Below are 12,539 nucleotides of genomic sequence, written 5' to 3'. Positions count from 1 at the left end.
GCCGGACCCCGTCCGAGTTGATCGCCGGGCCTACATGCTGTTGGCCAGCAGTGCGTATTCGGCGGCGATCTTCTGCCGCACGTCGGCTTCGGAGTCGCTGCTGACCACGCCGATGAACCGTTTGTAGGCCACGTAGCAGCGGTTCTTGTATTCGATTTCGGTGTCGCCCTTGCTGTTCAGCTGGACGCATTTGGCGCCGGGGAGATCGTTGGGGGCGGCGATGGTGTCGTAGTGGTCGCTCTCGTCGGCGACGAGGGCGCTCAGCATGGTCTGGGCTCCGGCGTCGTCGCGGGTGCGGATGACGGTGGAGTAATCGGAGTAGGCGATGGCGTCCGCGCCGCTGGCGGTGACGGCCTTCTCGATATCCGATTCGTTGTTGGCATTGTGGATGATCTTGGTGGGGCCGTAGACGGCGAACGCGGTGGGATCGGGGGTGGTGGTGCCGTTCTTCGGCCGGTCCTTCACCACCACGCGGGCCAGCAGATCATCCGGATCCACCTGCAGCGACGACAGTTTCGACTCCGGCGTCGGAACGAACTTGTCCAGCAGCGGCACCTGCGCGTCCAGCGTCTTGCGCACCCAGCTCAGCAGATCCTGCTCATCGGCCGTCGGGCGCTCGATGAGCAGCGAGATCACGAAGTCCTTGTACGCCATGAAGGTTCCCATATTCGGGACGCCCGGACGCCAGTGGACGTAGGCATCCGGGTACTGGCTCAGCGGGACCTTCTTGTTGATATCCGCGGCGACGTTGAAGTCGGCGTCCTCGAGCTCACGGGCGGCGGTCTTCGCGGTCTGCGAATCCGGGAAGCGCAGCACCATATTCGTGATGGTGGTGGCCCCCGGCTCCGACTTCCCTCCGGAGAGCGGGATCTTGTCGGTGCCGCTGGCGATGAACGCGGTGATCATCTTGTTGCGGTCCAGCACCGGCTTGGACACATCGGCCAGACCGGCGTCGGTGGCGTCGGCGGTGTCGACGGTCGCGCGTCCGCCGCGCCCGTAGGTGAGCGAGGAGTCGATGCGGACGGTCGGCACCACCGCCTCCGACATGCGGAAGCCCTCCAGCAATGCTGCGCTGTTGCCCGCGTTCTGGTTGTAGCTGAACTTGCTGACCTTGTACTGGCCGACCTCGAGTTTGCGGACGTCGATCTCCCCGGCCACCGGGTTGCCGCTGATCTCCATGCAGGCGCTCGCCAGCAGCGCGGTTATCGAAAGACATGCGACGAAGAGCGGTTTGCGCGCTGTGCGAACCATGGCAGGTCCTCGTTCCTCCCGTACGGTGCATTCAAAATAGCGGACGAATGCCGCTGCCGGGTGGGCACTGAAGGTACGGGGAGGCGGAATTGCGCAGTAACCTGTGGTTGTGCTGAACCCACCGCGCCGCGCGTACCCCTGGGGCCGGTTCCGTTGATGGATCGGCAGGTCGAGGTTGTCGCGGGCAACCATGTGATCACCAGGACGGCGGGCGCTGTGATCCTGGTCGCGCACCGGGAACGGGGAAAGCTGACGTCGGATTCCCGAGCGCTGGCGGCCTCGCGCGCACTGGCCGAACTGGTCACCGAGGCGGCCGAGCAAGCGCCGGACGGGCCGGGGCGACTGGTGGCGCGGCAGGCCACGCGCTGGCTCATGAAGGACGCCGACCGGATCTCGCCGGGGGAGGCGATCGAATTCGGCATCCTCTCCGCCGCGGACACCGGCGGGGTCGCCATCTTCCTGCACGGTTCGGTGACGGCGGTGCTGGCCGGGCGTCTGGTCGAGTACTACCGGGGCAGCGACGCGGCCTTCACCGTCGACCGGGTCGCCGAACGCCCGGCGCGGGCGGTGGCGCTGTTCATCGACGAGGGGAAGCGGCGCATCCCGGAACTACCCGAGCGCGGCATCGGATCGCTCGTCGAGGGCATCGCGGAGGCTTCGGGCGCGGTGGTGTGGTTCGAGGGCGAGCCGGTCGCCGGATACCAACCGGTGAGTGAGCCGGTGGCCGAACGCAAGCAAGCCACCGGGACACCGGAGCGGGTGGTGGAGCCGCCTCCCCCGACCGCCTCCTACGATCCCGAACCCGAGCGAATTCCGCTGGACCCCAACCTGACCCCGACCAAGACGTCGACGAGCCTGCCCTCCGGACTGCTGCCGGACCTCGAAACGTCCACCGCCGCCGACGAACTCGACCCGGACGAGGTGCCGACCAGCGGCCTCTACCGCGAAGAACCCAACGCCGCCGGGGGATTCGACCCGCATCGGGCGCCCACCGAGATGGGCGGCACCAACCCCGCGCCCAAACCGGATCCGGACCTGCAGCGCCGCCTCGAAGCGACCGCAAAGGCCAACGCGCTCACCGTCAAGGTGCTCGGATTCAAGTGCGCGCGAGCGCATCCCAGCGATCCGCGCGCGGCCTTCTGCACCGTGTGCGGGATGCCGGTGGATCAGACACAGCAGGTGGCGGAGGTCATCCGGCCGCCGCTGGGCATGCTGATCCTCGACGACGGCATGACCTACATGCTCGCCGCCGACGCCGTCGTGGGCCGCGACCCGGAGAACTCCGAGGCGGCGCGAGCGGGCCTGGTGCCCCTGCGGATCGAGGACTCCTCCGGCGGCATGTCCCGCGCGCACGCCGAAATCCGTTTGATGAACTGGGATGTCACGGTCGTCGACCGCGGCTCCACCAACGGCACCCGGGTCCGTCAGCCCGGCTACCGGGATTGGGTTCGGCTGCAACCGAATCAGCCGATGACGCTGATCGCCGGTGCGGAGGTCATGCTCGGCAATCGGGTGCTGCGCCTGGAGCCGGTCGCGCCGCCGCCGTTCGGATAACCCTTCCGGCGGCTACGTATACCGGGCTTCGCAGGTCTTCTGGTCGCCGAGTACGCCCGCCCGGAAGGCGTCCACGCGCGCGAATCCGCTGGGCACCGTGTTGCCGTCGGTGTCGCTGGCGGCCAGGCCATCGGTCAGCAGGCCCGAGACCGCCTCGTCCACGTCTCCGGCGGATAGGCTGATATTCCCGTCCGCCGCAGAGCGATTCGGATCCGACAGGTGCGCGGTGATCACGCCGGACAGGCAGGCCGCGCGCAGTCCGGTCTTCGCGCCGGTGAGCGCCTGCCCGGCGGCCCGCTGCACCGCGAGGGTGTACCGCGAGATGAACACCACGTAGGCCGTGAAATCCCCGGTCACCTTGACCGGCAACCCATCCTGCTCATCCGCGTTCGACACCCCGCGATCCTTCAGCGCGTCGATATCGGTGCCGATGGTGTTGGTGGCCGGGCAGTACGTCACCGGGATGGTGTCTTTCCCGTTGCGGCAGTTCATCTTCGCGGTGTCGTAGCGGTACTCGGGTTCCTTGGAGATCGGCATGATGGAGGCCATCGCCTTGGCGAGTTCGTCGAGATTGGCTCTACCGACCTCGGATTCGCCCTGGTTCGCATCGTCCTGGAAGCTCTGCGGGAGTTTGCCGCGGCGGCCCTCGATCTCGTCGATGTCGATGGCCTTGCAGCCCTCGGCCCCGTCGGTGAATCCGATCTGCACCGCCGTCACCCGCTCGAACGCCGACCCGTGCACGCTGTCCGGGTCATCCGGATTGTCGTCACGAATGGCTACGGTGGCGGCCAGCACCTGGTTCAAACCGTCCGAGGTGTTGATGGTGAAGTGCTTCGCCTTGCCCTCCGCCACATGGCGGATGAACGAGCCCGCGAAGCAGTCGGCCTGCTGCTCCTTGACCAGGGTGGGCGTCTTGCGGGTCACCAGGTTGGCGATGTTCTGGATGGCGTGCCCGTACTCGTGCGCCAGCACCATGACCATCGACATTTTGCCGAAGGTCTCCTCCACGGCGGGCAGCAGCACGGCCCGATCCCAGCCGATGGAGTGGTCGACGCGGCAGTACGCGGCATTGACCAACCGGTAGGTGCTCTCATCGCAGAACTTCACATCCTGCGAACGCGGGGCCTTCGCACTCCAGGACACCAGCTTGGTGGCCTTCACGAAATCACCGTCGAAGTTCCGGGGGTACTCCACCTGCCAGTACGACTCGATGTCCTCGATGGCGTTCATGACCAGCCGGTCCACTTCGCCGCCATCGGAATTCACCGCCTGCGCGGGATTGTCGGGAACGCCCGACCGCGGCCCGTTCGGGCCGCTCGTCGTCGGCAGGCCCGCGACCTTGAACGGATCGTCGTAGATGGACACCGCGCGACCGTCCACCGTCCGGGTACACCCGGCCAGCAGCAACACCACCAGCGCCAGGATCGTGCACACCGCACCCGTGCGGCGGATCGTCGTGGCCGGGCGTCGCATCGCCGCCCCCAGGCGTCTCGCCACCTTCACTCCCTCGCAGGCCAACCGGTTCACCACCCCGGAGGCGGGCAAATGGCCAATGAGCACAACGCCGTATCCCGGGGCTTCGCATATTATGCGGCCATGTCTTCACCGGGGGCGCAGCAGATCACCGTGCGTCATGATGGAACCGAACGGGTCTTCGACGCAAGTCAGCGGATCACCATGGGGCGCGCCCCGGAAGTGACGCTGTTCGTCGACAGCCCGCTGGTGTCCCGCGTGCACGCGACACTGGTCTACGAAGCCGGGTCCTGGGTGCTCACCGACAACGGCAGCACCAACGGCGTTTTCGTGGACGCGCGACGGATCACCAGTCCGGTCGCCATCATGCGGCCGACGCAGGTGCGGCTGGGGGACGCCATCAGCGGGCCGCTGCTGCATCTGCTGCCGCAGGGCGCGGGGCGGGGTGCGCCCGCACCGCAGCCGGGACCGGGGCAGCCGCAGGGACAACCGGGACCGCAGGGCCGACCGCCGCAGCGGCCGGGTCCGCAATCTTCGCAACCGGGTCAACCTCAGGTCGGGCAGCCGTACGGGCAGCAGCCCTACGGGCCGGGTGGTTACCCGGCGGGCCCGCAGGGGCGTCCGGGGCAGCACGCCGGGCAGCCGGGACAACACGCCGCGGGGCAGCCCTTCCAGTCCGGTCAGCCGGCGCAGCCGTATGCGTCCGGGCAGCAGCCGTTTTCGCCGGGGCAGCCCGGCCAGCGCGCGCCGGGGCAGACGCCGCAGCAGGGGCAGCGGCCGCCGCAGTCCCAGCCGCAGCGTTCGGGCGGAATGCCCGTCCAGGGGCCGCGCTCGGGTCCGCAGCAGGCCGCGCCCGGCCAGCGGGGGCCGGGACAGCCTCCCGCGCAGGGGCATTCGCGCGGGCCGGGGCAGGCGGCCGCGCCCGAGCACGAGGAAGCCCAACGGCCGCCGTCGAATCCGTCGACGCCGCTGCATCCCGACGCCCCGGTCAATATGAATATGACCACCAAGGGCGACTTCTCGATGCTGCCGCCCGTGCGCGCCCGCGCCTCCACGGCCGCCATCGCACGCGGCGACAAGATTCCGCCGGGCGGCCTGCACCTCGGCCGCACCAGCGACAACCAGATCGTCGTCAACGATCCGATGGCCTCGCGCCGGCACGCCCGACTGGTCGCCGACCGGCAGGGCCTGGCCATCGAGGACCTGAACTCGGCCAACGGCACCTTCGTCAACGGCCGCCGCGAACAGCGGGCGCTGCTGCGCGAACGCGACATCGTCACCATCGGCAATGTCGACTTCGTGGTGCAGGAGGGCACCCTCGTGCACCGGCAGCGGCCGGTCGCCGAACAGGGCCTGCACGTGCACGGCATCGGATTCACCGTCGAGGGCAACAAGGAACTGCTCGTCGATGTGAACATGCAGGCCGGGCGCGGCTCGCTGACCGCGCTCATCGGGCCCTCCGGCGCGGGCAAGTCGACGTTGTCGCGGCTCATCGCGGGCACCACGCAGCCGTCGGCCGGTGTGGTCACCTTCGAGGGCCGCAACCTGCACGCCGAATACGATTCGCTGCGCTCCCGCATCGGCATGGTGCCGCAGGACGATGTGCTGCACCGGCAGCTCACCGTCAAACAGGCGCTGGGCTTCGCCGCGCAGCTGCGGCTGCCGCCCGACACCTCCAAGGCCGACCGGCAGCGCGTCATCGACGGTGTGCTGGACGAACTTTCGCTCACCCAGCACGCCGACACCCGCGTGGACCGGCTCTCCGGCGGTCAGCGCAAACGCGCCTCGGTGGCCATGGAACTGCTGACCGGACCGTCGCTGCTGATCCTCGACGAGCCCACCTCGGGTCTGGACCCGGCGCTGGACCGGCAGGTCATGACCATGCTGCGCGAGCTCGCCGACGCGGGCCGCACGGTCATCGTGGTCACGCATTCGGTTGCCTGCCTGGACATGTGCGATCAGGTGCTGCTGCTCGCGCCCGGCGGCAAGACCGCGTTCTGCGGGCATCCGGGCAGTGTGGCCGAATTCCTCGGCACCAGCGACTGGGCGGAGATCTTCGGCCGGGTGGCCGCCGATCCGGATCGCGCGTTCGCGAACTACCGGTCCCGGCAGTCGTTCGTGCCGCCGCCGCCCGCCGCGCAGCAGACCGAACCGGCCAAACCGCCGAAATCCAGTGCGGTCAAACAGTTCTCGACGCTGGTGCGACGGCAGTTCCGGCTGGTGCTCGCCGATCGCGGATATCTGGCGTTCCTGCTGGTGCTGCCGTTCGTGCTGGGCGGGTTGACGCTGGTTGTGCCGGGCGACAACGGATTCCAGATGGGACCGCTCGAATCGCAGGGCGGGACGATCGGACCCAAGGGCGGTGATCAGACGCAGTCGCTGCTGGTGGTGCTGATCCTCGGGGCCTGCTTCATGGGGTCCACGCTCACCGTGCGTGATCTGGTGGGCGAGCGCGCCATCTACTTCCGGGAGCGGGCCGTCGGCCTGCGGTCCGGGGCCTATCTGATGTCGAAGATCGCGGTCTTCAGCGTCGCGGCGCTACTGCAGGCGGCGGTCATGGTCGGCATTCCGCTGCTGATCATGAAGCGTCCGGAGCAGGGGTCGGTGATTCCGATGGGCAGCCTCGAGCTGTACATCGACATCGCCCTGACCGCGGTGACCTGCGTGATCCTGGGTCTGCTGCTGTCCACCCTGGCCAAGTCCAGCGAACAGGTGATGCCGCTGCTGGTGGTCGCCATCATGGCGCAGCTGGTAATGGCGGGCGGGCTCATCCCGGTCACCAACCGGGTTGTGCTGGAACAGGTTTCCTGGCTGTTCCCGTCGCGCTGGGGGTATGCCTCCGGCGCGTCCACGGTCGACATCCGCAATCTGTTCGCGAAGGCGCAGCCGGACAAGTTCTGGGAGCACACCGCCGCGGCCTGGTATCTGGACGTCGGCGCGCTGGTGGCGATCGGCTTGGTGCTGGCCCTGTTCACCTGGTCGCGGCTGCGATTGAAGAAGTCGGCGGCATGAGGCGGGGGTGCGTGAAGTCGGTTCGATCGCGCGCCGTGCGTGGTGAGCAGGCACACTGGTGGGCGTGACAGCTCGAGTTGGGGCAGTGCACCTCGGCTGGGACGTGGTGTCGGTCGCCGCCGGTGGCGGTGGCACGCCGATACGTCCCGTCCAGGTCGAAGGCACCTATACACCGCCCGCCTACCTCCTGGCCGACGCGTCCGGCCGGCTGCACACCGCCGGCGTGGACAGGCGGCCCGATGTGGGCATCGCCATCTCCGATGTGCGCGACATCATCGGCCATCCGCAGATCGTGGTGGCCGGGGCGACCTGGCCCGCCGAACTCGTGTTCCGGGCCCGCATGCACAACTCGCTGTCGGCCATCACCAAGCACCTGGGCACCCAGGCCGATGTGGTCGCACTGCCGTTCCCCGACGAATGGCCCGACCCCAAGGTGGACGAATTCGCCCGCCTCGTCGAACAACTCGGCGTGGTCGCCGAACCGCTGCCCGAATCCGTGGCGCTCTCCGGCTACGTCCGCGCCCTGGGCATCGTCCGCGCCGCGGGCCGCGGCCCCGCGGTCGGCGCCACCGGCGTCTACTCCGACGGCCGCGAATGCCTCGTGGTCGCCGTCCACGGTGACGACGACCAGCCCACCGAATCGGTCAGCGTCGCCATCACCGACGCCGCCCTGCACGACGCCCGCGCCGCCGACAACGTCGTCATCGAGGTCATGGCCGCGGCCCGCGCCATCAATGCCGACACCTCCACCGTCCTGCTCACCGGCAACGTCTGCTTCAACGATGCCCTCCGCCTGGCCTTCCAGAACCATCTCGGCCACCGCTTCCAGGTAGCCGACCATCCCATGCACGCCGTCGTCCTCGGCGCCACCCACCTGCTGGTCAGCGACAGCGAAGGCGAAGAGCTACCCGATCCCACGCCTCTGCAGCATGCGCCCGCACCGGGGCAGGGTTCGGCGCCCGCGCCCGTGCAGGGTTCTGCACCCGGCGCGGGTTCCACGCACGCCCAGCAATCCTCGCGGGGTGAAGCCGCCGGGCACGGTGAGTCCGCCGAGCAGTCTTCCGCGCAGGCCGCGCGATCCGGTGCGGCCGCCGGACCTGTTGCGGGCCAAGGCGGTCCGAACGCGGCTGCGGCGGCGGCAGCGGCGGGTGCCGCCGCTGCCGGCCAGGTGCAGGCCGGTGCGCACGCCGATATCGACGCCGATGTCGCCCTGGACCAGACTCGACGCATCACGCGCGATGCCCCGCCTGCGGCCGCTTCGGCTGCGCCCGCGTCGGCCGGTGCGGGTACACCGGTGGAATTCGAACAGACGCAACGGGTTTCGCCGGAGGAGATGGCTGCCGCGCCGGTCGCCTCGCGGGGCGGCCTGCCGCCCGGGCTCGCAGGTGTGGGCGGACGGTTCACTCGGCCGCCGGGCACTCCGGCTGATGACCGCAGTACTACTGTCATGGGTCGTTCGGAGTCCGGGGCGGAAGGTGCGTCAGCGGGTGGATATGGTTCCGCCGCAACGCAATCCGCCACCGCCGGATCCAGCGCGGCTGCCTACGGGCAGCAGGGTGGCGCGCCGCAGGCGGTGCCCGGATCGCAGCCGGGCTCGCAGGGGGCGAACGCCGGAGGTTACGCGGCGCAGGGGCCCGGCACGGGTGGCTATCCGGTACAGGGGCATGGTGCCGTCGGATACCCCGCGCAGGGGCCGGTTACCGGCGGTCCGCACGGAGCGCAGGGGAGTCCTTACGGCTCGCAGGGCGGTTCGTATGGCGCTGCTTCCGGTCCGTATGGATCCGGGGCGTCCGGTGGTTACGGCGCTCAGGGCGGGTACGGCCAAGGCGGCTACGGCGGCCAGGGTGGAGCGCCCGGGTCGGGTGCGCCGCAGGGCGGCCAGCCGGGTGGATACGGTTCGCCGGCCCCCGGTCAGCAGGGTGGTTTCGGTCCGCATTCCGGAAACGCTCCTGGTCAGGCCGGGTCGGGGTACGGTGGGTCGATGCCGTCTGCTGGGTCGCGTCACTCGGGTTCGCAAACGCCGGAAGATGCCGCGGGGCAGCCGGATTCGGAGTCGGGCGACGAGCGCAAGCCGCGCAAGGGCAAGCTCTGGAACAAGGTGAAGAACAACCTCCGGGGCGCGCCCATCGTCGTCGGAGCCGCCACCCTGGCGGCCGTCGGCATGCACGCCGAGGCGGAACCCGCTCACTCGGCCGCACCCGAAGCCGGAGCCCTCGACACCGTCGTCTCCGCCCAGGCAGCCCGCGAGGCCGCCCCCATCGCCGACGCGAGCCGAGACACCGCGACATTCGGACCCGCCACCTTCGACATCGCCTCGACCGCAGCCGTCCACGCCGCGGCCGTGACCGCCTTCGGCGCCTGGCCGTCCCTGGAACGCAATGCCGTGGAAGTCCACGACTCCTGCGTCCTGACCCCACCGGCCGCGGCGCTCCCGCACCCCGGCATCGCCCCCGTCAACACCCAGGACTGCCTACGCCTCGGCATCGACACCCTGCGCTACAGCATCCCGGGCCCGGTCCGCGGCATAGACCCGGGCCCGCCGACCCAGATCTGATAGCGCTACCGCCCGATTTCAGGCGGGCGGTAGCGCGCTGGTATCGTGGCTCGTTGGCGTGCGGTACGGCCGGGTTCTCCCGGTTGTCGCACGAGCCCCCGGGTCTCCACCGGCCGCCGGGGATCAGCTCGACCATGCGCCTGGCTGGCAAAACCTACGACAGACAGGGAACGACTGTGCCTACGTACAGCCCGAAGGCGGGTGACGTGACCCGTAAGTGGTACGTCATCGACGCCACTGACGTAGTGCTCGGCCGTCTCGCCGTGCAGGCTGCAACCATCCTGCGTGGCAAGAACAAGCCGACCTACGCTCCGAACGTCGATGGTGGCGACTTCGTCATCATCATCAATGCCGACAAGGTCGCCGTCTCCGGCAACAAGCGGCAGGACAAGTTCATCCACACCCACTCCGGGCACCCGGGCGGTCTCAAGTCCCGCTCTGTCGGTGAGATCCTTGACACCCGCCCCGACCGTCTGGTCGAGCGCGCGGTGAAGGGCATGATCCCGAAGAACAAGCTGGGCAACAAGATCGCCGGCAAGCTGAAGGTCTACGCGGGCCCGACGCATCCGCACGCCGCTCAGCAGCCCATCCCGTTCGAGATCAAGCAGGTGGCCCAGTGACCGCTCCTGAGGAATTCAACGACGACTACGTCGTCGAGGACACCAGCGTCGAGGTCGTCGAGGAAGGTTCCTACGACGACGGCTACGAGGCCGTCGAGTCGGCTTCCTTCGCCCCGGTCGTGATCGACCGTCCGGTGCAGACCGTCGGCCGCCGCAAGGAAGCCGTCGTCCGCGTCCGCCTGGTGCCGGGCTCCGGCAACTTCGTGCTCAACGGCCGCACCATCGAGGATTACTTCCCGAACAAGGTGCACCAGCAGCTGGTGAAGTCCCCGCTGGTCACCGTCGAGCGCACCGAGACCTTCGACGTGTACGCCCGCCTGGTCGGCGGCGGCCCGTCCGGTCAGGCCGGCGCCCTGCGTCTGGCTATCGCCCGCGCCCTGATCGAGGTCACCCCGGAGGACCGCCCCGCCCTCAAGCGTGCCGGCTTCCTGACCCGTGACCCGCGTGCCACCGAGCGCAAGAAGTACGGCCTCAAGAAGGCCCGTAAGGCGCCTCAGTACTCGAAGCGCTGATCACTTCAGACGGCACAGTGCGCCGTCCGGCTGCACCGTGCCCGGCCCTTCAGAGGGCCGGGCACGGTACCGTCTATACGGCAACCTGTACGAGAGCAGGCTCCCTGCAACGGTTTTCGAACCGCCCGGGCGTCTGCTCTCGTGCTGTATATACCGACCAGCAGGGGTGTTGAGGTTATGGGACGTTTGTTCGGCACCGACGGAGTCCGCGGACTCGCCAATGACTCGCTGAGTCCGGAACTTGCACTGCAGGTTTCGGCAGCCGCGGCGCAGGTTCTGAGCCGGGGCAAGAAGCGGGCGCTCGCGGTGGTCGGTCGTGACCCGCGCGCGAGCGGCGAGATGCTGGAGGCCGCCGTCACCGCGGGCCTGACTTCGGCCGGCGTGAACGTGCTTTCGGTGGGTGTGCTGCCGACCCCGGCGGTCGCCTATCTGACCGGCGTCTACGACGCCTGCCTGGGCGTGATGATCTCCGCCTCGCACAACCCCATGCCGGATAACGGCATCAAGATCTTCGCCGCGGGCGGCCACAAACTCGACGATGCCGTCGAGGACCGCATCGAGGCGCTCATCGCCGACGGCGGCTTCGCCCGCCCCACCGGCGCGGGCATCGGCCGCATCCTGGGCCATCCCGGTCTCGGCGGCCACACCTTCGACGCCGACGACCACTACAGCCTCGAGGGCACCCACGAACGCTATGTCGAGCACCTCGTCGAGGCCACCGGCCGTGACCTGAGCGGGCTCACCGTCGTGCTGGACTGCGCGCACGGCGCGGCCTCCGAGGTCGGCCCGGCCGCCCTGCGTGAAGCGGGCGCGACCGTCATCGCCATCAACGCCGACCCCGACGGCCTCAATATCAACGACGGCTGCGGCTCCACCCATCTCGACCAGATCCGCCGCGCGGTGCTCGAGCACGACGCGGACCTGGGCCTGGCTCTCGACGGCGACGCCGACCGCTGCCTGGCCGTGGACGCCACCGGCGCGGTCGTCGACGGCGACGCCATCATGGCGGTCATCGCCCTGGCCATGCGCGATTCCGGCGAACTCGCCGAGAACACCCTCGTCGCCACGGTGATGAGCAATCTGGGCCTGCACATCGCCCTGCGCGACGCCGGAATCACGGTGCGCACCACCGCGGTCGGTGACCGCTACGTCCTCGAGGAACTGCGCCGCAGCGGCCTCACCCTCGGCGGCGAACAGTCCGGCCACGTCGTCTTCCCCAAGTACGGCACCACCGGCGACGGTGTCCTCACCGGCCTGAAACTCATGGCCCGCATGGCCGAATCCGGCCGCACCCTGGCCGATCTCGCCGCCATCGTGCAGACCGTCCCCCAGGTCCTGGTGAACGTCCCCGTCTCCGACAAGGCCGCCGTGGCCGCCGCCCCGTCCGTGCGCGACGCGGTCGCCGACGCGGAACGCCTGCTGGGTGACACCGGTCGAGTCCTGTTGCGCCCCAGCGGAACCGAACAGCTGGTCCGCGTCATGGTGGAGGCCACCGACCCCGACCGCGCCCAGCGCCTGGCCGACGACCTCGCGAAACTGGTCGCCGCGGTCTGACCGTGCTCG

Annotated in this window: 8 protein-coding genes; 6 read left to right on the top strand and 2 right to left on the bottom strand. The window is 69.4% G+C overall.

The window, feature by feature from the left end:
- Window positions 1–30: 30 nt before the first annotated feature.
- Window positions 31–1,251, bottom strand: a complete 1,221-nt coding sequence (locus JK358_RS12025; RefSeq protein WP_201946811.1) for a DUF7373 family lipoprotein — start codon at window positions 1,249–1,251, stop codon at window positions 31–33.
- 156 nt (window positions 1,252–1,407) lie between these two features.
- On the opposite strand from JK358_RS12025, the gene JK358_RS12020 reads away from it, so the two are divergent.
- On the top strand, window positions 1,408–2,805 hold the full coding sequence (locus JK358_RS12020; RefSeq protein WP_201946808.1) for an FHA domain-containing protein: 1,398 nt from the start codon (window positions 1,408–1,410) through the stop codon (window positions 2,803–2,805).
- A 12-nt stretch (window positions 2,806–2,817) separates the two neighbouring features.
- Here JK358_RS12020 and JK358_RS12015 read toward each other — a convergent pair whose 3' ends face one another.
- Complete coding sequence (locus JK358_RS12015; protein ID WP_201947296.1) at window positions 2,818–4,278, bottom strand: neutral zinc metallopeptidase; 1,461 nt, start codon at window positions 4,276–4,278, stop codon at window positions 2,818–2,820.
- 123 nt (window positions 4,279–4,401) lie between these two features.
- On the opposite strand from JK358_RS12015, the gene JK358_RS12005 reads away from it, so the two are divergent.
- From JK358_RS12005 to glmM, 5 genes are all read left to right on the top strand, one after another.
- Window positions 4,402–7,290 (top strand): FHA domain-containing protein, encoded by a 2,889-nt coding sequence (locus JK358_RS12005; protein ID WP_232851159.1) that lies wholly within the window; start codon window positions 4,402–4,404, stop codon window positions 7,288–7,290.
- A gap of 64 nt (window positions 7,291–7,354) precedes the next feature.
- Window positions 7,355–9,844, top strand: a complete 2,490-nt coding sequence (locus JK358_RS12000) for a mediator complex subunit 15 domain-containing protein (protein WP_201946805.1) — start codon at window positions 7,355–7,357, stop codon at window positions 9,842–9,844.
- A 176-nt stretch (window positions 9,845–10,020) separates the two neighbouring features.
- A complete protein-coding gene (rplM, locus tag JK358_RS11995) occupies window positions 10,021–10,464 on the top strand; it encodes a 50S ribosomal protein L13 (protein WP_201946803.1) in 444 nt (147 codons plus the stop codon).
- The gene (rpsI, locus tag JK358_RS11990; protein WP_307817473.1) at window positions 10,461–10,976 is read left to right on the top strand and encodes a 30S ribosomal protein S9; all 516 of its coding nucleotides are present in this window, start codon (window positions 10,461–10,463) and stop codon (window positions 10,974–10,976) included. The genes rplM and rpsI overlap by 4 nt, the downstream gene beginning before the upstream one ends.
- 177 nt (window positions 10,977–11,153) lie before the next feature.
- Window positions 11,154–12,530: a phosphoglucosamine mutase gene (gene glmM / locus JK358_RS11985; RefSeq protein WP_201946800.1), complete on the top strand. Its 1,377-nt coding sequence runs from the start codon at window positions 11,154–11,156 to the stop codon at window positions 12,528–12,530.
- Window positions 12,531–12,539 lie beyond the last annotated feature (9 nt).

Source organism: Nocardia acididurans (assembly GCF_016741815.1).
Classification (GTDB): Bacteria; Actinomycetota; Actinomycetes; order Mycobacteriales; family Mycobacteriaceae; genus Nocardia; species Nocardia acididurans.
The sequence above is the reverse complement of the archived record's forward strand: the minus strand, read 5'-3'. Positions and strand labels throughout refer to the sequence as shown.

Coding starts and splice junctions, on each gene's coding strand:
- JK358_RS12025 (WP_201946811.1), bottom strand. CDS start 1,251: ATGGTTCGCACAGCGCGCAAACCGCTCTTCGTCGCATGTCTTTCGATA.
- JK358_RS12020 (WP_201946808.1), top strand. CDS start 1,408: ATGGATCGGCAGGTCGAGGTTGTCGCGGGCAACCATGTGATCACCAGG.
- JK358_RS12015 (WP_201947296.1), bottom strand. CDS start 4,278: ATGCGACGCCCGGCCACGACGATCCGCCGCACGGGTGCGGTGTGCACG.
- JK358_RS12005 (WP_232851159.1), top strand. CDS start 4,402: ATGTCTTCACCGGGGGCGCAGCAGATCACCGTGCGTCATGATGGAACC.
- glmM (WP_201946800.1), top strand. CDS start 11,154: ATGGGACGTTTGTTCGGCACCGACGGAGTCCGCGGACTCGCCAATGAC.